The 21,522-nt window shown below is 73.4% G+C and carries 19 protein-coding genes and 1 pseudogene; 6 read left to right on the forward strand and 14 right to left on the reverse strand.

Features of this window, described 5'->3' with window-relative positions; genetic code table 11:
* The first annotated feature begins 48 nt into the window (after window positions 1–48).
* Together ACIBUY_RS07275 and ACIBUY_RS07280 are read left to right on the forward strand one after the other, a co-directional pair.
* On the forward strand, window positions 49–1,194 hold the full coding sequence (locus tag ACIBUY_RS07275; RefSeq protein WP_399152042.1) for a molybdopterin-dependent oxidoreductase: 1,146 nt from the start codon (window positions 49–51) through the stop codon (window positions 1,192–1,194).
* Window positions 1,194–1,592, forward strand: a complete 399-nt coding sequence (locus tag ACIBUY_RS07280) for a hypothetical protein (RefSeq protein ID WP_399152043.1) — start codon at window positions 1,194–1,196, stop codon at window positions 1,590–1,592. The genes ACIBUY_RS07275 and ACIBUY_RS07280 overlap by 1 nt, the downstream gene beginning before the upstream one ends.
* Here the strand turns inward: ACIBUY_RS07280 and ACIBUY_RS07285 are convergent.
* The 3 genes and pseudogenes from ACIBUY_RS07285 to ACIBUY_RS07295 all read right to left on the reverse strand — a co-directional run.
* The gene (locus ACIBUY_RS07285) at window positions 1,548–2,204 is read right to left on the reverse strand and encodes a class I SAM-dependent methyltransferase (protein WP_399152044.1); all 657 of its coding nucleotides are present in this window, start codon (window positions 2,202–2,204) and stop codon (window positions 1,548–1,550) included. The two genes, ACIBUY_RS07280 and ACIBUY_RS07285, sit on opposite strands and share 45 nt — an antisense overlap.
* Window positions 2,201–2,851 (reverse strand): DUF2064 domain-containing protein, encoded by a 651-nt coding sequence (locus tag ACIBUY_RS07290; RefSeq protein WP_399152045.1) that lies wholly within the window; start codon window positions 2,849–2,851, stop codon window positions 2,201–2,203. The genes ACIBUY_RS07285 and ACIBUY_RS07290 overlap by 4 nt, the downstream gene beginning before the upstream one ends.
* A gap of 773 nt (window positions 2,852–3,624) precedes the next feature.
* Window positions 3,625–4,296, reverse strand: a pseudogene (locus tag ACIBUY_RS07295) (glycosyltransferase family 2 protein); the annotation flags it as partial.
* A gap of 139 nt (window positions 4,297–4,435) precedes the next feature.
* On the opposite strand from ACIBUY_RS07295, the gene ACIBUY_RS07300 reads away from it, so the two are divergent.
* Together ACIBUY_RS07300 and ACIBUY_RS07305 are read left to right on the forward strand one after the other, a co-directional pair.
* Window positions 4,436–5,188: a response regulator transcription factor gene (locus ACIBUY_RS07300; RefSeq protein ID WP_365569199.1), complete on the forward strand. Its 753-nt coding sequence runs from the start codon at window positions 4,436–4,438 to the stop codon at window positions 5,186–5,188.
* Window positions 5,188–6,303, forward strand: coding sequence for a HAMP domain-containing sensor histidine kinase (locus ACIBUY_RS07305; RefSeq protein ID WP_365569196.1), 1,116 nt, complete (start codon window positions 5,188–5,190; stop codon window positions 6,301–6,303). Before ACIBUY_RS07300 ends, ACIBUY_RS07305 begins: the two co-directional genes overlap by 1 nt.
* A 42-nt stretch (window positions 6,304–6,345) precedes the next feature.
* Here ACIBUY_RS07305 and ACIBUY_RS07310 read toward each other — a convergent pair whose 3' ends face one another.
* From ACIBUY_RS07310 to ACIBUY_RS07325, 4 genes are all read right to left on the reverse strand, one after another.
* On the reverse strand, window positions 6,346–7,395 hold the full coding sequence (locus tag ACIBUY_RS07310) for an NAD-dependent epimerase/dehydratase family protein (protein ID WP_399152046.1): 1,050 nt from the start codon (window positions 7,393–7,395) through the stop codon (window positions 6,346–6,348).
* 124 nt (window positions 7,396–7,519) lie between these two features.
* Window positions 7,520–10,135, reverse strand: coding sequence for a polynucleotide kinase-phosphatase (locus ACIBUY_RS07315; RefSeq protein ID WP_365569190.1), 2,616 nt, complete (start codon window positions 10,133–10,135; stop codon window positions 7,520–7,522).
* On the reverse strand, window positions 10,132–11,637 hold the full coding sequence (locus ACIBUY_RS07320) for a 3' terminal RNA ribose 2'-O-methyltransferase Hen1 (protein ID WP_365569187.1): 1,506 nt from the start codon (window positions 11,635–11,637) through the stop codon (window positions 10,132–10,134). Before ACIBUY_RS07320 ends, ACIBUY_RS07315 begins: the two co-directional genes overlap by 4 nt.
* A 73-nt stretch (window positions 11,638–11,710) precedes the next feature.
* Entirely contained in the window at window positions 11,711–12,631 is a 921-nt protein-coding gene (locus ACIBUY_RS07325) for an LLM class F420-dependent oxidoreductase (RefSeq protein ID WP_365569184.1), read from the reverse strand.
* 247 nt (window positions 12,632–12,878) lie between these two features.
* On the opposite strand from ACIBUY_RS07325, the gene ACIBUY_RS07330 reads away from it, so the two are divergent.
* On the forward strand, window positions 12,879–13,067 hold the full coding sequence (locus ACIBUY_RS07330; protein ID WP_365569181.1) for a hypothetical protein: 189 nt from the start codon (window positions 12,879–12,881) through the stop codon (window positions 13,065–13,067).
* 46 nt (window positions 13,068–13,113) lie between these two features.
* Here the strand turns inward: ACIBUY_RS07330 and ACIBUY_RS07335 are convergent, their stop codons facing one another.
* From ACIBUY_RS07335 to ACIBUY_RS07365, 7 genes are all read right to left on the reverse strand, one after another.
* Complete coding sequence (locus ACIBUY_RS07335) at window positions 13,114–13,614, reverse strand: DUF6099 family protein (RefSeq protein ID WP_365569178.1); 501 nt, start codon at window positions 13,612–13,614, stop codon at window positions 13,114–13,116.
* A gap of 151 nt (window positions 13,615–13,765) precedes the next feature.
* Window positions 13,766–14,089: a nucleotide pyrophosphohydrolase gene (locus ACIBUY_RS07340; RefSeq protein ID WP_365569443.1), complete on the reverse strand. Its 324-nt coding sequence runs from the start codon at window positions 14,087–14,089 to the stop codon at window positions 13,766–13,768.
* 188 nt (window positions 14,090–14,277) lie between these two features.
* Complete coding sequence (locus tag ACIBUY_RS07345) at window positions 14,278–15,447, reverse strand: ATP-binding protein (protein WP_365569174.1); 1,170 nt, start codon at window positions 15,445–15,447, stop codon at window positions 14,278–14,280.
* Between the two features lie 113 nt (window positions 15,448–15,560).
* A complete protein-coding gene (locus tag ACIBUY_RS07350; protein ID WP_365569171.1) occupies window positions 15,561–15,947 on the reverse strand; it encodes a cell division protein SepF in 387 nt (128 codons plus the stop codon).
* 104 nt (window positions 15,948–16,051) lie between these two features.
* Entirely contained in the window at window positions 16,052–17,389 is a 1,338-nt protein-coding gene (locus tag ACIBUY_RS07355; RefSeq protein WP_365569440.1) for an FtsX-like permease family protein, read from the reverse strand.
* A 12-nt stretch (window positions 17,390–17,401) separates the two neighbouring features.
* Window positions 17,402–18,226, reverse strand: coding sequence for an ABC transporter ATP-binding protein (locus tag ACIBUY_RS07360; protein ID WP_399152047.1), 825 nt, complete (start codon window positions 18,224–18,226; stop codon window positions 17,402–17,404).
* Between the two features lie 134 nt (window positions 18,227–18,360).
* Complete coding sequence (locus tag ACIBUY_RS07365) at window positions 18,361–19,167, reverse strand: ATP-binding cassette domain-containing protein (protein ID WP_365569165.1); 807 nt, start codon at window positions 19,165–19,167, stop codon at window positions 18,361–18,363.
* 177 nt (window positions 19,168–19,344) lie between these two features.
* Between ACIBUY_RS07365 and ACIBUY_RS07370 the strand changes: the two genes are divergently transcribed.
* Window positions 19,345–21,522 (forward strand): MMPL family transporter, encoded by a 2,178-nt coding sequence (locus ACIBUY_RS07370; RefSeq protein ID WP_399152048.1) that lies wholly within the window; start codon window positions 19,345–19,347, stop codon window positions 21,520–21,522.

Genomic DNA, 21,522 nt, shown 5'->3' on the forward strand with positions numbered 1-21,522 from the left:
AAGGTTGCGAGCCGTCCGGTCCGGCGTCGTTTCGGCTGTCATGGACGCATGACGCAAGAAGCCCTTCTCCGGGTCAGGTCCTGGTTCGCCCCGGGGCGTCTCCACGACCCCCGCACCGCGACCGTCGTCGGACGCCTGCTGGGCACGGCCTTCCTCATCTGCTTTCTGACCGGGCTCGTCAGCCACTACCTCCAGCATCCGCCGGGCGCGCTCGCCGACCGGCTGCCGAGCCGCCCTGCGTGGGGGTACCGGCTGAGCCAGGGGCTGCACGTGGCGACGGGCATCGCGGCGATCCCGCTGCTCCTGGCCAAGTTGTGGACGGTCTATCCACGCCTTTTCACGCTGCCCGTGGTGCGCGGCGTCCGGCACGCCCTGGAACGCCTGTCGATCGCCGTGCTCGTGGCGGCCGGGGTGTTCGAGCTGCTCACCGGGCTCCTGAACACGGTGCAGTGGTATCCGTGGCCGTTCTCCTTCGTGCCGGTGCACTTCGCGGTGGCCTGGCTCGTGACGGGGGCCCTGCTGGTGCACATCGCGGTCAAGTGGCCCGAGATCAGGGCGCATTGGGGGCGGCGTTCGCCGGGCACGCTGGAGCTTCCCGCCGAGGACGCGCTGAGTCGCAGGCGGCTGCTCGGCACGGTGACCGCCGCCGTCGGGGCGGTCACGCTGACGACCGCGGGCCAGTCGTTCACGCCCCTCGGCCGCGCCGCCCTGCTCGCGCCCCGCAGCCCCGAACACGGCCCGCAAGGGCTCCCGGTGAACAAGACGGCGGCCGCCGCCGGAATCACCGAAACCGCCCTCGCGGACTGGAAGTTGACCGTCGAGGGGCCGACCCCGTACGTGTTGACGCTCGCCGAGCTGCGCGGCATGCGGCAGTACGACGTGGAGCTGCCGATCGCGTGCGTCGAGGGGTGGAGCAAGAGCGCCCGCTGGAGCGGGGTGCGCATCGTGGACCTGCTGGAGCGGGCCGGCGCGCCCGCGGGCTCCTCGCTGCGCGTCACCTCGGTGCAGGCCCGCGGCGCGTACCGCGTCATGGAGATGGGCCACGAGTACGCCCACGACCCGCTGTCCCTGCTGGCGCTGCGCCTCAACGGCGAGGTCCTGTCCGCCGATCACGGCCACCCGGCCCGGATCATCGCGCCGAACCGGCCCGGCGTGCTGCAGACCAAGTGGGTCCGCCGTCTGGAGGTGCTGTGATGCGGTACGTGCTCGGAGCGACCGGCGTCGCCCTCATGGGGCTCGGGACGTGGCTCGTCCTCGGCGTCAGGGACCCGCTCGACGTGGCGGTCTGGCTGGTCGGCGGGCTCGCCCTGCACGACGCGGTGATCGCCCCGCTGGTGTTCGCGGCGGGCTGGCTGCTGGGCCGGGCGAGGACGCCGACCCTGGTGCGCGGTGCACTGGTCGTGGCCGGATCGCTGACGTTCGTGGCCCTGCCGGTGCTGCTGCGCCCCGGGACTCCCGCCAACTCGTCGGTGCTGCCGCTGGATTACGTACGCAACTGGCTGCTGCTCATGCTCGCGCTCGGCGTCTGCACCGCCGTCGCCTGCGCCCTACGGGCGTGGCGCGGGCCGCAGCGCGGCGAACCGGCGGCCTGACGCGGTCCATTCGTCCGCCGTCGTCCACCCCGCGGCCCGCGCGCACCGGCGCAGGGCCGCGGGCCCGAGCCTGGCCCACGCGAAGGGTTCGCCGAGCGTGCCGCGCCCGTCGCTGACCCGGACCGTCAGCCGTTCCTCGACGTCCACCGACGCCGTCTCGACGATCAACAGGCCCGTGGCAGCGAGGAGTTGACGCATGCGGGTGAGCAGGGTCTCCGGGTCGCCGCCGATGCCGATGTTGCCGTCGATGAGGAGGGCGGTGCCCCATTCGCCCTCGCGCGGCAGGGGGTCGAACACGGACCGGCACAGGGCGCCGCCGCCGGCCCGTGCCGTACGTTCCACGGCCACGGGGTTCACGTCGATGCCCAGGGCGACCCGCCCCTGCGCGGCCAGCGCGGCGACGAGCCGTCCGGGCCCCGAGCCGACGTCGAGGACGGGGCCGCGGCAGCGGGCGAGCACCGTCAGGTCGGCCGCGTCGGGCGGGGCGCACCACCGCTCCACCTCCAGGGGGAGCAGCCAGCCGTCGGTGCGGCTGAGGAAGAGCGGGCCGCGGCCCGCGCGGACGGCATCGGCGTAGGGGTCGGTGGCGGTCCGCCAGGCGGTCGTCGTCATCGGGCGGGCACCTCGGTGGGCCGGGCGGACGCGGTCAGCCGCGCGTGCAGGGCGGCGAACCGGCTGTGGGGCGCCTCGGCCGCGACGAGCCGCGCGTCGTGTGCGGTGTCCACGTCGCGCAGGTGCGGCAGGTCCCGTACGACCAGCCCGGCGTCGGTCAGCCGCTGCCGCTGCACGGCCCCGGTCCGCGGTACGGACATCGGTACGCCGAGCAGGAGCCCCGGATCCGGCGCGGCGAGGCCGAGCGCCCAGAAGCCGCCGTCGAGCGCCGGGCCGAACCAGGCGTCGACGCCGCGCCAGGCGCCGGGCGCCAGGGCGGGGGCGAGGTAGTCCGCCGCCAGCTGCGGGGTGTCCATGCCGACCAGGACCGCGGGGCCCGAGCAGAGCGCGAACGCCGCGGCGAGCCGCTCGTCCAGGCCGCCCGACACCTGCGGCACGACCTCGAAGCCGCCCGGAAGCCAGGGCCCGACTTCTCCGGCAAGGACCAACACCCGCCGCTCTGCCGGCAGTTGAGCGACTGTATGGAGGGTGTCGGCCAGCGCTGCCTCGGCGAGCGCGGCGGCCTGCCCCGGGCTGAACGCCGGCGTCAACCGAGTCTTCACCCGCCCGGCCACGGGCTCCTTCGCGATGACGAGCAGGGCGGTCACTGGGCGCTGCCTTCTTTGCGGGGTGCGGGGGATGGGGGTGCGGGGGGTGGGGGCCCCGGGGTCGGGGGTGCAGGTGCCTGGCCCGCGGGCGCGGGGGCCGCGGATGTCGAGGCCGCGGGGGCACGGTCCGCGGGCGCAGAGGCCGCGGGCACACGGTCCGCGGGCGCGGAGGCCGCGGGCACACGGTCCGCGGGCGCGGAGGCCGCGGGCACACGGTCCGCGGGCGCGGAGGCCGCGGGCGCGGAGGGCGTCACCACCGGGGTCACGGGCACGCAGCGCGCGGGGGCCGCAGGCGCTGTGATGGTGGGCGCGGAGGCCGCGGGCGCAGGAGCTGCGGGCGCAGCGGCCCTCGCCGCCGGGGTCACGGGCGCGCAGGCGGCAGGGACCGGGGGCATGGACGCGAACGCCGCGGGCGCCTGAGCCTGGGCGATCGCGGGCGCCCGGTCCATGGGCGCCGCAGCCTCGGGCGCCGACTCCGCGGACGCCCCGTCCGTAGACGCCTGGCCCACGGCCGCCTGGCCCGTACGCGCCTGACCCACGGCCGCCTGGCCCGCAGACGCCCGGCCCGTGGACGCCGGGCCCGCAGGCGCCCGGCCCGTGGACGCCGGGCCCGCAGACGCCCGGCCCGTGGACGCCGGGCCCGCAGGCGCCCGGCCCGTGGACGCCGGGCCCGCAGACGCCCGGCCCGTGGACGCCCGGCCCGTGGACGCCGGGCCCGCAGGCGCCCGGCCCGTGGGCGCCCGGCCCGTGGGCGCCCGGCCCGTGGACGCCGGGCCCGCAGGCGCCCGGCCCGTGGGCGCCGGGGTGTTCAGGACCCGTTTCATGTCGCGCACCGCGTGCCAGGTGCCGCGCCAGGTTCCGGTGACCTTCGACTTCCCCTCGCGCGGAAAATAGGGCACGTCCGTCTCGCGCACGCGCCAGCCCGCGTCCGCCGCCCCGACGACCATCTCCAGCGGATAGCCGCTGCGCCGGTCCGTCAGGCCGAGGGCGAGCAGGTCCGTGCGCCGCGCGGCCCGCATCGGACCCAGGTCGCGCAGGCGAAGGCCCGTACGGCGGCGCAGCAGGCAGGACAGGGCCCGATTGCCTGCCCGCGCGTGCGCCGGGAAGGCCCCGCGCGCCCGGGGCCTGCGCCTGCCGAGCACCAAGTCGGCCTCCCCGTCCGCCACTTGACGGACGAACGGCACGAGCAGGGAGGGGTCGAGGCTCGCGTCGCAGTCGCAGAAGCAGACGATGTCCGCCGCGGCGGCGAGCAGCCCCGCGTGGCAGGCGGCGCCGAACCCGCGCCGCGGTTCGTGCACCACGTGCGCGCCGAGGGAGCGGGCCAGCTCGGCGGAGCCGTCCGTCGAACCGTTGTCGACGACGATCGCCCGCCAGCCGGCCGGGATCCGCGCCAGGACCCAGGGCAGGGCCCCGGCCTCGTCGAGGCAGGGCAGGACGACGTCCACGGAGGGGGTGTGGGGTGTCTCGATCACGCCCTCACCGTACGAGCGAATCCGGGCCGGACAGGGCCCGGTCACCTTACGGAATCGGAACGTCGTCCCAGGTCGAGGCCGAGCGCCGGAGCCGGGTGGCAGGCTGGAGGGCATGCAGAGTTCCACCCCGTCCACCCCGCCCGCCCACGTCCTCGTCGTCGACGACGATCCGACGGTGGCCGAGGTCGTCACGGGATACCTGACCCACGCGGGTCTCACCGTCGACCGGGCCGCCGACGGCGAGGCCGCGCTGCGGGCCGCCGCCGCGCACTGGCCCGACCTGGTCGTCCTCGATCTGATGCTGCCGGGCATGGACGGCCTCGACGTGTGCCGGGCGCTGCGCGAGCGCGCCCCGGTCCCCGTGGTCATGCTCACCGCGCGCGGCGACGAGGAGGACCGCATCCTGGGCCTGGAGGTCGGCGCGGACGACTACGTGACCAAGCCGTTCAGCCCGCGCGAGCTCGTCCTGCGGGTCGCCTCCGTGCTGCGCCGGGTCCGCGCCGCCCAGGACCAGGTGGCCGCCCGGCCGGTCGAGCGCGCGGGCCTGACGCTCGACCCGGCGGCCCGCCGCGCCACCAAGGACGGGCGTGAACTTGCCCTGACCGGGCGGGAGTTCGACCTGCTCGCGCACTTCCTCCGCCACCCCGGGCGGGTCTACTCCCGCGAGGAGCTGATGCGCGACGTGTGGGGCTGGGACTTCGGGGACCTGTCGACCGTCACGGTCCATGTCCGGCGGCTGCGCAGCAAGATCGAGGACGACCCCGCGAACCCGCTGCTGATCGAGACCGTGTGGGGCGCCGGCTACCGCTTCACCGAGCCGCGCGTCGAGCCGCGCACCGAGCCCGCCCTCGGAGGGAACGCCTGATGCGCGACATCCTGCTCATGGCCGCGTACGCCTTCGCGGGCGCGGCGGCGGCCGGTGTCCTCGGGGCGGGTGCCCTGCGGGCGCTGCGTCACCGGTCCGTGGCCGTCTGCCTCGCGGTCGTCTCCGCGGTCACCGTCACGGCGATGCTCACGGGCACGCTCGCCGTGGCCTGGGCGATGTTCCTCAACTCCCACGACCTGACCGTCGTCACGACGGTCGTCATCATGGCCGCGGTCGTCTCCCTCGCCACCGCGCTGCTCCTGGGCCGCTGGGTCACCGCGAGCAGCCGCGCCCTCACCCTGGCCACCCGCGCCTTCGGCGACGGCGGCGACTTCGCCGCGCCGGACGGTGCCGCGACGGCCGAACTCGCCGCGCTGACCCAGGAGTTGAAGTCCACGAGCGAGAAGCTCGCCGCCTCCCGGGAACGCGAGCGGGCCCTGGACACCTCGCGGCGAGAGCTCGTGGCGTGGATCTCCCACGACCTGCGCACCCCGCTCGCCGGGCTGCGCGCCATGTCGGAGGCGCTGGAGGACGGGGTGGCCGAGGACCCCGAGCGTTACTACCGGCAGATCCGCACCGAGGTCGACCGGCTCAACACGATGGTGGGCGACCTGTTCGAGCTCTCCCGCATACACGCCGGGGCGCTGACGCTGAACCCGATGCGGGTGTCGGTGTACGACCTGGTCGGGGACGCGCTCGCGGGCGTCGACCCGCTCGCCAGGCAGCACGGCGTCCAGCTCGTCGGCAAGCAGGTCGACGCCGTGCCCGTGGAGGTCGACGGCAAGGAAATGTCCCGCGTCCTGGCCAACCTCCTCATCAATGCCATCCGGCACACCCCGGCCGACGGCACGGTCGCCGTGACCGCGGAACGCGACCGCGCGGGCGGCGTCGTCCTCGCGGTCACCGACGGCTGCGGCGGCATCCCCGAGGCGAACCTCGGCCGGGTCTTCGACACCGGCTGGCGCGGCACCGAGGCCCGCACCCCACCCTCCGGAGCAGGCCTGGGCCTGGCCATCGTCCGCGGCATCGTCGAGGCCCACCACGGCCACACCGCCGTCCACAACGTCACCGGCGGCTGCCGCTTCGAGGTCACCCTCCCCGCGGCCCTGCCGTAACGAACCCGGCCGTCCCCGAGGCGGACCTCGGCCGGGACACGGTCACGCTCCCCGCAACCCCGCCCTCGCGAACTCCGCCATCCCCGCCGCGAATGGGACCCGCGGCTCCCACCCGAGCTCGGCCCTGAGTCGTGCCGAGTCCGCCGTGATGTGCCGTACGTCGCCGAGCCGGTACTCCCCCGTCACCACCGGCGCGGGGCCCCCGTGCGCCGTGCCGAGCGCGGCTGCCATCTCGCCCACCGTGTGCGGCCGGCCGCTGCCCGTGTTGTACGCCGTCATCCGGCCCGGCTCCCGCCCTCCCACGGACTCCAGGGCCAGTACGTTCGCGGCCGCCACGTCCGCGACGTGGACGAAGTCCCGCCGCTGCCCGCCGTCCTCGAACACGCGGGGCGCCTCGCCCCGGGCGAGCGCCGACCTGAACAGCGAGGCCACTCCCGCGTAGGGGGTGTCGCGGGGCATGCCGGGGCCGTACACGTTGTGGTACCGCAGGGACACGGCCCGGCCGCCGGTCGCGCGGGCCCACGCGGCGGTCAGGTGTTCCTGGGCCAGCTTCGTCGTGGCGTACACGTTGCGCGGATCGGCCGGGGCGTCCTCGCCGACGAGCCCCGGGGTCAAGTCAGCGCCACAGCAAGGGCATTGGGGTTCGAAGCGGCCCGCCTCGAGGTCGCCGACGGTCCGCGGGCCCGGCCGTACGTCCCCGTGCGCGGGGCACGTGTAGCGGCCCTCCCCGTACACCACCATCGACCCGGCGAGCACGAGCCGGGACACCCGGGCCGCGGCCATCTCCGCCAGCAGGACGGCCGTCCCGAGGTCGTTGATCGACACGTACCCGGGAGCGTCCGCGAAGTCCTTGCCGAGGCCCACCATCGCCGCCTGGTGACACACGGCGTCGACCCCGCGCAGCACCCGCCGCACGGCCTCGGGGTCCCGGACGTCGCCCTCGACGAACTCCGCGTCGGGCAGCCGCGGCGCGCTCGCGTGCGCGGTGGGCAGCAGCGCGTCCAGGACGACAGGCTCGTGGCCGCGGGAGGTGAGCGCCGCGGTCACCCGGGACCCGATGAATCCGGCGCCGCCGGTGATCAGTACACGCATGGCACCGACGCTACGGTCCCCCGGACGCGGCCGGGGCGGCCCGCTCCGCCACGTCATGGAGCCGTAAGAACTCCGGCAGAACTCCGGCCGCCCGTACACCCGGTGTGCACGAGCGGCCGGACCGTCACAGCCGGGGGTCGACCGGCTCCGACTCGAGCGCGAGCACCGCGAACACCGCCTCGTGCACCCGCCACAGCGGCTCCCCTTCCCCGAGCCGGTCCAGGGCCTCGAGCCCGAGCCCGTACTCGCGGATGGCCAGCGACCGCTTGTGCCCGAGGAACCGCTGCCGCAGCTTCACCAGGTTCTCCGGCCGCGTGTACTCGGGACCGTAGATGATCCGGAGGTACTCGCGTCCGCGGACTTTGATGCCGGGCTGCACGAGCCGCCCCTTCTCGTCGCGGACCAGCGCCCCGACCGGCTTGACGACCATGCCCTCGCCGCCGCGCGCGGTCATCTCCAGCCACCAGTCGACACCGGCGCGCACCGACTCGGGGTCGGCCGTGTCGACGAACAGCCGCCGCGTCGGCTGCAGCAGCCCGCTCGGGTCGCCCTCGACGATCCGGTCGATCAGCCCGAGCTGCTCGTCGTGCGGCAGCGCGGCCAGCGACCTGCCCTGCACGGCCAGGATCTGGAACGGCGCGAGTCGTACGCCGTCCAGCCCGTCCGTGGTCCAGCAGTAGCGCCGGTACGCGTCCGTGAACGCGGCCGCGTCCTCGGCCCGCCCTCGCTGGCGCGCGAGGAGTTCGCCCACGTCGACCCCGCGCGCGGCGGCCGTCCCGAGCGCGTCGAGCACACCCGGGAACACGGCACCGGAGGCCGCGCCGACCGCCGCGTACTGCGAGCGCAGCAGCCCCGACGCCTTGAGCGACCAGGGCATCAACTCGGCGTCGAGCAACACCCAGTCGGTGTCGAGCTCGTCCCACAGTCCGGCCGCGGTGACGGCGTCCCTGACCCGGCCGAGCACGGCCTCGGTCATCTCCTGGCTGTCGAAGAACGGCCGCCCGGTACGGGTGTAGAGCGAGCCGGTGACGGTCTCGTCCTCCACGCCGAACCGCTCCCGCGCCGCGGCCGCGTCACGGCACACCAGCGCCACGGCGCGCGACCCCATGTGCTTCTCCTCGCACACGACGCGGGCCACACCGTCGGCGGCGTACTGCGCGAACGCCTCGGCCGGGTGTTCCAGAAAGTGTCCATCAGCGGCTCCGCCGCGGGCGTCCTGCGACGACGTCGCCGTCGGCGCCATCGTCGGCGGCAGGTAGGGCACGAGCCGCGGGTCGACCGCGAACCGGCTCATGACCTCCAGGGCCGCCGCCGCGTTCTCCTCGCGGACGGTGACGCGGCCGGAGTACCGGGTCTCCACGATCCGGCGGCCGTTCACGTCGGCGAGGTCGAGCGGCCGGCCCTCGTGGCCGCCGGGCGCCTCGGTGCTCAGCGGCCTGGCCGGCTCGTACCAGACCTGCTCGGCCGGTACGTCGACGAGCTCGCGCTCCGGCCAGCGCAGCGCGGTGAGCTTGCCGCCGAACACGGCGCCGGTGTCCAGGCAGATCGTGTTGTTCAGCCACGTGGCGGTCGGCACGGGGGTGTGTCCGTAGACCACGGCGGCCTTGCCACGGTAGTCCTCGGCCCACGGGTAGCGCACGGGCAGCCCGAACTCGTCGGTCTCCCCGGTCGTGTCCCCGTACAGCGCGTGCGAGCGCACCCGGCCCGAGGTCCGCCCGTGGTACTTCTCGGGCAGCCCCGCGTGACACACGACGAGCTTCCCGCCGTCCAGGACGTAGTGGCTGACGAGCCCGCGCACGAACTCCTGCACCTCGGTGCGGAACTCCTCGCTCTCCCGCCCCAACTGCTCGATGGTCTCGGCGAGTCCGTGCGTGTGCTGCACGTTGCGCCCCTTGAGCCAGCGCTCCAGCTTGTTCTCGTGGTTGCCGGGCACGCACAGGGCGGTACCGGCCTTGACCATGCCCATGACGCGGCGCAGCACGCCCGGGGTGTCGGGCCCGCGGTCGACGAGGTCGCCGACGAACACGGCGGTGCGCCCGTCCGGGTGCACGCCGTCCACATAGCCCAACTCGCCGAGCAGCGACTCCAGTTCGCTCGCGCATCCGTGGATGTCACCGACGATGTCGAACGGTCCGGTGAGGTGGGTGAGGTCGTTGAACCGCTTCTCGCGCACGACGCGCGCGCCCTCGACCTCGGCCACGCCCCTCAGCACGTGCACCTTGCGGAAGCCCTCGCGCTCCAAGTGCCGCAGGGAGCGGCGCAGTTCGCGGGTGTGCCGGGTGATGACGCGGCGCGGCATGTCGGCCCGGTCGGTGCGCTGCGCGTTCCGCGCGGCGCACACGTCCTCCGGGACGTCGAGCACGACGGCGATCGGCAGCACGTCGAACTTCCGCGCCAGCTCGATCAGTTGACGACGCCCTTCCTGCTGCACGTTCGTCGCGTCGACGACGGTGATCCGCCCGGCGGCGAGCCGCTTGCCCGCGATGTAGTGCAGCACGTCGAACGCGTCCCGGCTCGCGCTCTGGTCGTTCTCGTCGTCGGCGACCAGGCCGCGGCAGAAGTCGCTGGAGATGACCTCGGTGGGCTTGAAGTGGGTGCGCGCGAACGTGGACTTGCCCGAACCGGACGCACCGACCAACACGACGAGGGAAAGGTCGGTGACGGCCACGATCCGCCCAGCGTCCTCCCTCTCCGTCTCGATCTCGATGTTGCTCTCGCTCTCGCTCTCGATACCGCTCATGCGCCCGTCGCCTCCTTCTCCTGGCCGTTGGACTGTTCCTTGGCCTGTTCCTTGGCCTGTTCCTTGTCGTGCAGGGTGAACACCGCCATCTGCGTGGGCGGCCCCACCTCGGGGTCGTCGGGCCCGACCGGCTCGTACCGCACGTCGTACCCGTGCCGTCCGGCGACGCGCTCCGCCCAGTCGCGGAACTCCGCGCGCGTCCACTCGAACCGGTGGTCACCGTGGCGGACGTGCCCGGCGGGCAGCGTCTCCCAGCGCACGTTGTACTCCACGTTCGGTGTGGTCACGAGGACGGTGCGGGGCCGCGCGGACCCGAACACCGCGTATTCGAGGGCGGGCAGCCGCGGCAGGTCGAGGTGCTCGACGACCTCGCTCAGCACGGCCGCGTCGTACCCCTTGAGCCGCTTGTCGGTGTACGCGAGCGAGCCCTGGAAGAGCTGCACGCGCGCCGCCTGCCGCTCCCCCATGCGGTCGAGCTTGAGCCGCCGCGCGGCGATGGTCAGCGCCCGCACCGACACGTCCACGCCCACGACCTCCGTGAACCGCACGTCCTTGAGCAGCTCCTGCACCAACTGGCCCTGCCCGCAGCCCAGATCGAGCACCCGCGCCGCACCGGACTCGCGCAGCGCGCCGAGGATCGCCTCGCGCCGCCGCACGGCCAGCGGCACCGGCCTCTCCTCGGTGTCGCTCTGCTCGTCGACCGCGTTGTCGATCTCCTCGACGTCCGTGTCGTCGGCGTCCGCGAGCCGCACCAGCTCGAGCCTCTCCATCGCCTGCCGGGTCAGCGCCCAGCGCCGCGACAGGTACCGGCTGGTGATGAGCTTCTGCTCGGGGTGCTCGGCCAGCCACCCCTCGCCCGCCCGCAGCAGCTTGTCGACCTCGTCGGCCGAGACCCAGTAGTGCTTGGCGTCGTCGAGGACCGGCAGCAGCACGTACAGGTGTCGCAGCGCCTGCGCGAGCCGCAGCTCGCCCTCCAGCACGAGCCGCACGTACCGCGACGCCCCCCACTCGGGGAACTGCTCGTCCAGCGCCACCGGCTCGGCCTCCACGGCCCACCCGAGCGGCTCGAACAGCTTCCGTACGAGGTCGGGCCCGCCCCGCGCCGGCAGCGCGGGCACCTCGATGCGCAGCGGCAACGGCTCCTCGGCGCGCTCGGGGCGTGCCTTGCACACACCGCGCAGCGCGCTGGAGAACACGCCGCTCAGGGCGACGGCCAGCAGCGACGACGCGGCGTACGGCCGGTCGTTCACGTACTGCGCGAGCGCCGCGTCCGGGGCGCCGCCGCGGCCCTTGCCCTTGCCCCGACGGACCAGCGCCACCGGATCGACCTCCAGGAGCAGCGCGGCCGTGCACCGCTCCGCGCTCGCCTCGGGGTAGAGGACGTGCGCGGTGCCGTAGGAGGTGGAGAACGCCTGCGCGTTGTCGGGATGCTTGTGCAGCAGGAATCCGAGGTCGGTCGCGGGGCGTTCCGGGGTGCCGGTGGTGCTGATCGTCAGAAACACAAGGCCGAGTCTCCCCCGCGGCCGGGGCCCTGGCCAGCGAGTTTCGACGTGCCCACGGCCGCTGCCGCCACGGCTACAGCTGCGACTGCACCTGCGAGGAGATCAACTCCAGGTGGTCGAGATCGTCGAGGTCCAGGATCTGGAGGTAGAGCCGCTGCGAGCCGATCGCCGCGTACCTGCCGATCTTGTCGACCACCTCGGCCGGAGAACCCGCGAGCCCGTTGGCCTTGAGCTCCTCGGCGTCCCGCCCGATCGCCTCCGCCCTGCGCTTGACCTCCTCGTCGTCCTTGCCGACACACACCACCAGCGCGTTCGAGTACACCAGGTCGCTGCCCGCGCGCCCGGCCTGCTCGGCGGCGGCCCGCACCCGGCCGAACTGCCGCTCGCTGTCCTCGATCGACGCGAACGGGATGTTGAACTCGTCCGCGTACTGCGCGGCCAGCCGCGGCGTGCGCGTCGCCCCGTGTCCGCCGATCAGCACCGGCACCTTGGGCTGCACCGGCTTGGGCAGCGCCGGAGAGTCGGTGAGCTGGTAGTACGTGCCGTCGTGGCTGAACGTGGAGCCGACCTCGGTGGACCACAGGCCGGTGACGATCGCCAGCTGCTCCTCGAGCCGGGCGAACTTCTCCTTCGGGTACGGGATCCCGTACGCCCGGTGCTCCTCCTCGAACCAGCCCGCGCCCAGGCCCAGTTCGACCCGGCCGCCCGACATCTGGTCGACCTGCGCCACCTGGATCGCGAGCACGCCCGGCAGCCGGAAGGTGCCGGCGGTCATCAGCGTGCCGAGCCGGATCCGCCGGGTCTCCCGGGCGAGGCCGGCGAGCGTGATCCAGGCGTCCGTCGGGCCGGGCAGCCCGTCGGACGAGCCCATGCGCAAGTAGTGGTCGGACCGGAAGAAGGCGTCGAAGCCGAGGTCCTCGGTCGCCTTGGCCACGGTCAGGAGTGTGTCGTAGGTGGCCCCCTGCTGGGGCTCGGTGAAGATGCGAAGATCCATACCTCCATCCTGCACGGTCGAACGTGCGTCAACCCCACTGGTCCCGCCCGTCCGGCGTCGCCACGGTCGGGTGAAATGCGTCAACCCGGTGCGCGGTGACGGTCCACTCCAGTGACCGGGCACCTCGCGTGATCGTTGGCTCGGGCGGAGCCGGACCGCCCGGCACCCGCGCCGGCGGTCGCTGCCGGGCGTCACTTGCGTCAGCTGCCCGTCCCCCAGCGGGAAGGCAAGGGCCGAGGAGGCCGTCATGTCCCAGGAAGCCGTGCCCGAAGAGGCCGTGCACGAGACGACCGTGCCGGAACAACCGGGTGCACCCAAGGGTCTGCTGCAGCAGATGGAGGAGTTGATGGCAGCGCTCAACGCCGACCTGTCGCAGCTCGACGCCGATCTCCAACAGCCCCCCGGCGCCGCGCGTCCCGCCACCGACGACGCCTGACGACCGGTCCTGACGGGAGCGCCGCCCCCGGTCTACGCGCTCCCGGTCAGGCCGCCGAGTCCGAGCCGGGCTCCGGCTCAGGTCTGCGCACGCGGCTCTCCCGCTCGTCCCGCTCCGGCAGTCTGCGCAGTATCTCCAGGACGCGGTCCCGGGACTCGTCCGCCGCGTCGATCGATTCCATGCACTGCCAATAGGCCCCCTCCTCGAATGACGCGCTCGCCACCGCGACGAGCGCGATGCCGACATCGCCGAGCAGCGCACCGAGGCCGTGCAACGCCTCGTGCACATCGCCCAGTTCGGTCAGCTGCGCCGCCCGTATTCCTCCGGCGCCCACCACCGGGACCGCCGAGCCTCCGCTGCCCCGTGCTCCCGCCTCGGTCAGGGCGCGCGCCTCGCCTCGTAATTCCGGTGGCCCCTGCAGCGCGAGCCGACTGCCGATCGCTTGTGCCAGTGCCTGTGCCTGCCATGCCTCCCTCATGATGTCCGGCGCGTCCTGGCTCTGTGCCAGGGCCCGTCGGCCGACCCCGATGAGCCGCACCGCATCCATCCGCGTCCCCGTCCCGTCCCGCCCGAACTCCTTTGTCCACTACCCAGAGTGAGGGTCTGCGAGACGAAAAGCCAGAGGAAGCCCGAAATCTGTGGACACGGAATCGGATGTGGATATTTCTATGACTCCGTAGAGTGACGGCGGGCCGGATTCAGGCCCGGTCCGACCCTGGCGCCGGGAACCGGCTTTCGTTGCGGTCGATCTTCGCCGAAAGCGCCGCGAGCGCGTCGATGCCGAGCACCTCGCACAACTGCAGCAGGTACGCGAGGACGTCGGCGACCTCGTCCTCGACGCGGTGCGCCGACTCGGGGTCGTCCATCACCCGGGCCGACTGCTCGGGGGTCAACCACTGGAAGATCTCGACCAGTTCGGAGGCCTCGACGCTCAGGGCCGCGACCAGGTTCTTCGGCGTGTGGAAGGGGCCCCAGTCGCGAGCGGCCGCGAACCGGGCGAGCCGGGACTGCAGCGAGGCGATGTCGAGGGGGCGGGCCGCAGGGACGCCCGGGTCACGGGACCCCGGGTCACGGGACCCCGGGTCTCGGGACCCCGCCTCGCCGTTCGCCTCGCCGTTCGCCTCGCCGTTCGCCTCGTCGATCGCCTCGCCGGTCACCCCGCCAGTCGCCCCGCCGGCCGCCCCGCCCGTCACTTCATTGGTTCCGTCTGTCACGGCCTCAGGTCTACCACCGTCGCCCCGAGCTCCCGTGCGGTCCGGGCCGCGGGGCCCGCCTCACCCGCCGTGGCCAGGAGGCGAATGTGCCCGCGGGCGCACATCCGGGTGGCCAGGGCGACGAGTTCGGTGCTCTGGGCCGGATCGAGGGCGCGGTCCAGGCCGTCGGCCAGAACCGTGAGGGTCTGGTACGCCTCGGGGACCTCCGCCGCCGCGTCGACCTCCAGGACGCGGGGCCCGGTGAGCAGGACGAGCGCCAGCGCCAGGTACCTCAACTCGCCGTCCGCGAGCCGCTCGACAGGGGTACGCGGCCCGTCGCCGCGGTCGATGACGGCACGTACGGCACCGTCGGGAGCGGCCTCCGCCAGTACGTCCGCCACCGGCCCGGTCAGGCCCGCCCGGGCGGCGGCGACCAGGAGGGAGTGCCGGGTGCCGCATTCGGCGCGGGTGCGGCGCAGCACCGCCGCGAGGTTGTCGCAGCCGCGCAGCAGCCGGTCGGTGTGGGCCCGCACCGGGGTGCGCATCCGGGCCGGGTCCGGGTCGCAGGGGAACGCCGAGCGCAGCCCGACCACGACCTGTTCGGCCGCGGCGAGGACCTGCCGCTGCCCCTCCGTGCGCCCGGAGACGCGCAGCGGGAGCAGAGCGGTGCCGAGGAGGTCGTCGGGGAGCGGGCCGCGGGTCACGGGCACCGAGCCCGCGGTGTGCCATGCCGCCTGGACCTCGCGGCGGCCGGGGTCGCGCAGCGCCGTCTCCAGGTAGGTGATGCCGGGGCCGGTCAATCGCTCGCCGACGACGCGGAGTTCGGGTTCGGCCTGGACGGCGAGGTCGAGGCGGACCGTCCCGGCCGGGCCCTCGACGGTGCATCCGATGCGGAAGCCGCGGCGCTGCTGGGCATCGGGCCTGGCCCGCTCGGGAACGTACGCCCGTGGGTCGGGGAAGACGTCGGCGAGGCCCGCTCCGCCGCCGAGTCGGGCGAGGGCCTCGAGGGCTTGCAGCGCGCTGGTCTTTCCGCTGCCGCTCGGCCCGGTCAGTACGGTGAAGGGGCCGAGGGGGACGGTCGCGCCGCGGTGGCGGCCGAAGGCCGAGAGCCGCAGCTCGGTCACGCTCGGGCGGTCCGGGGACGCGCCCGGGGGTAACGGGGGCGCGCCCCGCTGGAGCACGGTCATGCCGTGAACGTAGGCCGCCCCGCCTCCGCAGAACCGTTCATCCCCGGTGACCTTCCTACGATCGGGGGACTATGCCTTCCGGGATTGCCACCGGCCCCGCGCCGGGTGCTCCCTCAGGACAGCGCACCCGCCCCCGCGACCAGGCCCTGCACCTCGGTGCCGGGCGGGGCCAGCAGGAACACGTTGCGGTCGACGCGGTGCATGCCGCAGCCGAGGCCGAGGACCACGCCGCTGCTGAAGTCCAGGACGCGCTTGGCCACTTCGGTCTCGGCTCCGGACAGGTCCAGGAGGACCGGGATGCCGGCCATCACGGTCTCGGCGACCTCGCGGGCGTCTCCGAAGACGTTGACCCGCAGGACGACGAAGCGGCGGCGCGGCTCCGTGTCCATCTCCGGGATCGCCCGATGGTCGACCGCCGACGGCCACTCGTTGCGGCTGCGCAGCGGTACGACCTGGGCGAGCCCTTCCCACTGTTCGTCGGTGACGTCGTGGCCGTTCACTGCCCCCACCCCGTCCGGGCTCGCACTGTTGTCTGCACCGGCCAATTCTTACGCCATGTCACCCGCTTGGCCCAACACCGACACGGACCGGGGCAACCGCACTGTCATGCGGCCAGGGCGACCGCGTCCACCGCGGGGACCCGCAGTCCGCGTCGTGCGGTCGCCAGGCTGGTGCCCAGTGTTGCCGCCGCGGCAATGGCCACGACCGTGATCCAGATGCCGAGTCCCTGGTCGGGGAGGAGTCCGTCGGTGCGTACGGCGGTGAACGGGAGGAGGCCCGCGAGCGCCGCGAGTGTGCCGAAGAACACGCCGGTGACGGTCAGGACGACGCCCTCCACCGCAACGGTCCCCAGGACTTGGGACGGGGTCGCGCCGGCCAGACGCTGCTGGCCGAACTCGCGGACGCGGTAGGCCGTGGCCGCGTACAGGGAGTTGATCAACATGATGCAGGCGAAGACCACGATGATGCCGACCACGGTGAAGTTGAGCGTCTCGAGGTTCTTGTCCTCTATTGACTTGGTCAACCCGGAAGCCTTGATCGCGTCATTCTCGACGGCCTGCATGTACAGCGTCGCGGTGGCCATGCCGGTGAAGAGGATCAACGGCATGAGGACGCCGGACAGTTGCGTGGCGCGACGGCGCATGTTCCGGACGGTCAGATAGCCGCTCGCGCCCGCGAGTGCCGTGATGAGCGGCTCCGCGCGGCCGAGGACCGTGCGCAGCAGGCTCGGCGAGACGAGGGCGAACCCCACGGAGAGGAGGATCGCGCCGTAGGCGGGCGCCGCCATCAGGGCGGCGTCGGTGGACTTCATGGCGAAGGTGCTGGACACGGCGAGCCCGCCCACGATCAGTGCGGCCCAGGCCGCGAACTTCCGTGCGCGGCCGGTGCGTTGGCGTACGCCTGCCGCGGCCCTGGTCGCGCGGCGCACGGCGAGGAAGGCCGCGCCCGCGGCCGCGAGCAGCGTGATGTCGATGCCGGACATCAGGGCCACGGCCCCGAAGGAGTAGTCGACGGAGTCGGCGACCTGGCCGCTGTCCTTGAACACGTCGAGCAGGATGGAGCCGCCGAGCATGGCGGGGCCGATCGCGAGGAGTGCGCCGATGAGGGCCACGGCCACGGATTCGCCGATGACCATGCGCTTGATCTGGGCGGGTGTGGCGCCCGTGGTGCGCAACAGGTTGATTTCCTCCGTACGTTGACGGACGTTGACCGTCAATGTTGAGGCGATCGCGAAGAAGACCAGGAGCGTGCCGTAGCCGCCGACGACGCTCGCCGCCGTGGTGAGCGAGTCGGAGCTGACCTTGTCGACGCCGCTCGCGCCCGCCGTGTCGAACATCGAGTTGAACGTCATGATGATCGTCGCGCCGAGGAAGGCGGACAGGAGTGTCGCGAGGAAGCGGCCGGGGCGCTGCCGTACGGAGCGCGTGGCGAGTCCGAGCATGGTGAACATGGTTCACACCTCCATCGGGACGTCGTCGCCGAGGTGGGCGAGACGTTCGGCGATCTGGTCGACGGTCGGGGCCGTCAGCTGCCCGGCGAGGCGGCCGTCGGCGAGGAACTGGACGGTGTCCGCGTAGGAGGCGGCGACCGGGTCGTGCGTCACCATCACCACGGTCCTGCCGTGCAGCCGCACTGTTTCCTGGAGCAGCCGCAGGACGTCACGGGCGCTGCGGGTGTCGAGGGCGCCGGTCGGCTCGTCCGCGAAGACCACGGAGGGCTCGGTGACCAGGGCGCGGGCGATCGCGACGCGCTGGCGCTGGCCGCCGGAGAGCTGGTCCGGGGTGTGCCCGAGCCGGTCGCCGAGGCCGACGCCGGTGAGGATCTGCTCGACCCGTGCCCGGTTCACGCGCCGCCCCGCGAGCCGCAGCGGGAGCACGGTGTTCTGGGCGACGGTGAGCGTGGGCAGCAGGTTGTACTGCTGGAAGACGAAGCCGATGCGGGTGCGGCGGAACCTGGTGAGCGCGGCCTCGCTGCGCGCCGGGCCGGGGCCGCCGGTCATCTCCTCGCCGTCGACCACGACGAGGCCGCTGTCGGGGCGGTCGAGTCCGGCGGCGCAGTGCAGCAGCGTCGACTTGCCGGACCCGGAGGGCCCCATCACGGCCGTGAAGCTGCCGGTGGGCAGGCTCAGCGTGACGTCGTCGAGGGCGGTGACCCGAGTGCCGCCCGCCGCGCCCGCACCCTCCTCCGTCGCGCCGTACGTCTTGGTGACACGGACGAGGCGCAGTGCCTCGCCCCGGCCGTACTCGGTGGCCGGTCCCTGGTTCCTGTGGTGTCGCATGTCCGCCGATCCCCTCGTCGTCCGGCGCCCTGTGCGCCTCGTCTACGACGCTAGGGACCGCGGCGGCGCGGGACATTGGGCGTACGACCCGAACCGGGGGTGTCCCTACGTACACCTGGCCCCACCGGCGCCCCCTACCGGTGGCCGCCCGAGCGGGCCAGCCAGCGGCCCTCGTGCCGCGTGACCTCGATGGGGCGGCCGAAGCAGGCCGTCATGCGCGCGTCGGTGAGGACGTCGTCGACGCGGCCGCGGGCGAGGACGCGTCCCTCGCGCAGGAGCAGGGCGTGGCTGATCGCCGGGGAGAGCTCCTCCAGGTGATGGGTGACGGTGACGGTCGCCAACTCGGGCCGGTTCACGGCGAGTTGGCGCATGGTGTCGATGAGGTCCTCGCGGGAGGGCAGGTCGAGCGCGTTGAACGGCTCGTCGAGCAGCAGCAGCGCCGGGTTCGCCATCAGGGCGCGGGCGATGAGGATGCGGGCGCGCTGACCGCCCGAGCAGACCCCGTACTCGCGGTCGGCGAGCTCCTTGATCTGCAGTTCGGCGAGCAACTCGTGGGCACGCTCGCGCACTTCGGCGTCGTACGCCTTCCACAGCGGCTGGACCGTGCCGGTGTGGCCGGTCAGGACGACGGTGTGCCCGGTGATGTCCTGCGGGACGCGCTGCGAGGTGGAGACGTGGCCGATGTGGGCGCGCAGTTCGCGCACGTCGACACGGCCGAGGCGGTGGCCGAGGACCTCGACGGTGCCGGTGGTGGGGAAGGTGGTGGCGCCGACGAGGCGCAGGATGCTGGTCTTGCCCGCGCCGTTCGGGCCGAGGAGCGCCCAGTGCTCGCCGGAGCGCACGCGCCAGTCGATGGCGTCGAGGATGACCTGGCCGGTGGTGTAGCGGCGCATGCTCGCACCGTCGAGGGCGGCGACGATGCGCCCTGGGTTCTCGTTCATGATGCCTCCCGCGTCAGCAGCGCCTACCGCCGGAGGGTAGCTGTAGGAGACATCCATCCGGGCGGGCGTCCGGGTCCTGGACGCGTCGGTGGACCGCGGGGTCCACCAGGTGGTGGACCCCAGGTTCAACCGGCCGCTGCTGCCGCGGCCACTCCCCTGCCGAGCAGCATGTACGTCATGACCAACTACCCCGTACGCATGGCTCGTTGGAGCGCAGGACACCCCTGGCGGGCGATCGCCGGCTGGTTCCTGTTCGTCGTCCTCTGCCTCGGTGCCGGCATCGCCGTCGGCTCGAATCCCGCCACGTCGGCGGACTTCGGCGTCGGTGAGGCAGGCCGCGGTGAGGCGATCGCCCGGGAGGGCGGGCTCGCGCAGCGGCCCGTCGAGCGGGTGCTGATCGAGGGCCGCTCGGGCAAGCTCGCCCGCACCGAGGGCGGCGCGGTCGCCCGGGACGTCGCCGACCGGATGCGGAAGCTGCCCGAGGTGCGGTCGGTGGCCGCGCCCGTCTGGTCGAAGGACGGCCGGGCCGTCCGCGTCGACGTCACCATGAAGGGCGCCGAACTCGACGGCAAGAAGCACGTCGACCCGCTGCGGGCGCAGACGGCCGAGGTGCAGCAGGCGCACCCGGGGCTGCGTGTGGAGGAGACCGGCGGCCCGTCCATCAGCCAGGGCGTCGACAAACTGCGCGGCAGCGACCTCTCCCGTACGGAGCTGATCGCGCTGCCGATCACCCTGCTGACGCTGCTGTTCGTGTTCCGGTCCGTGGCCATGGCGACGGTGCCGCTGCTCCTTGCGCTCACCTCGATCGTCGCGTCCGTGGGCCTGTCGATGCTGGCTTCGCACGCCTTCCCCGACGCGGGCGTCGGCACCAACATCATCCTGCTGATCGGCCTGGCCGTCGGCGTCGACTACACCCTCTTCTATCTCAAGCGGGAGAGGGAGGAACGGGCCCGCGCACAAGGGAAGTTGAGCCCGCAGGCGCTCGTCGAGCTGGCCGCGGCGACGTCGGGCCGGGCCGTGGTCCTGTCCGGGTTCGCGGTCGCCGTCTCCAGCGCGACGCTCTACCTCGCCGACGACGTGATCTTCTCCTCGATCGCGACCGCGGCGATCGTGGTGACGCTGGTGGCCGTGGTCAGTTCGCTCACGGTGCTGCCCGCGCTGCTGGCCAAGCTGGGTGCGCGGGCCGAGCGCCGGGCCGCCCGCCGCAAGAAGCCCGCTCCGGCGGCCAAGCCCGTACGCCACAACGCCCTGCTGCGGCTCACCGCGCGCCGCCCCGCCGCCGTCCTGACCGTCGCGGTCGTGGCGCTGCTCGCCCTGGCCGCTCCCCTGCTCGGCATGAAGCTGACCGACATGGGCCGTGAGACGCACTCGCGGCAGACACAGGGCATGCCCACCTTCGACCGGCTCAACGCGGCGTTCCCCGAGGTCAAGGCGGTGCACCAGGTCGTCGTGCGGGCCGACGCGGAGCGTGCCGACGAGGTGGCGGGCGCGCTGCGGTCCCTCGCCGCGCAGACGAAGGACGACCCGGGCATGAACGGCACGTACACCCTGCGCACCTCCGCCGACCACCGCGTCAGCTCCCTCGAACTGCCGGTCCCGCACTACGTCAGCGCGAAGCCCGCGCAGGAGTCCCTCGAGCGGCTGCGGGACCGCTATCTCCCGGACACGGTAGGGAAGTTGGGCGGGTCCCCTACAGGCATCGACTCCGCGGTGACCGGCGACGTGGCCCGCTACGCCGACTATCCCGAGCACCAGAAGCAGAAGCTGCCGCTGATCATCGGGGCGCTGCTGCTCGTCACGTTCGCGATGACCGTGTGGGCGTTCCGCTCGGTGGTCCTCGGCCTGGTCGGTGTCGTCCTCAACCTGCTCTCCGCCGGGGCCTCGCTCGGTGTCCTCACCCTTGCCTTCCAAGGGAGTTGGGCGGAGGGGCTGCTGGACTTCACCTCGACGGGGACGATCGGCTCGCGCGTCCCGCTGTTCCTCTTCGTGATCCTGTTCGGCCTGTCGATGGACTACCAGGTGTTCGTGATCAGCCGGATCAGGGAGGCCGTGCTGCGCGGGGTGCCGACGCGGCAGGCGGTGCTCGACGGGGTCGGCAGCTCGGCCGGGGTGGTGACCAGCGCGGCGTTCGTGATGGTGACGGTGTTCGCGAGCTTCGTGTCGCTGCACTTCATCGAGATGAAGCAGATCGGCTTCAGCCTGGCGGTGGCGGTGCTGCTCGACGCCTTCGTGATCCGGGTGCTGATCCTGCCCGCGCTCATGTTGCTGCTCGGGGACCGGAGTTGGTGGCCCTCACGGAGCGCCCGGCAGTCTCCGCGGCCGACGGCGGACCGGCCGACGGCGAACGTAGGCTGA

It is taken from the genome of Streptomyces sp. NPDC050085, from assembly GCF_044460595.1.
In the GTDB taxonomy this organism is placed as follows: Bacteria; Actinomycetota; Actinomycetes; order Streptomycetales; family Streptomycetaceae; genus Streptomyces.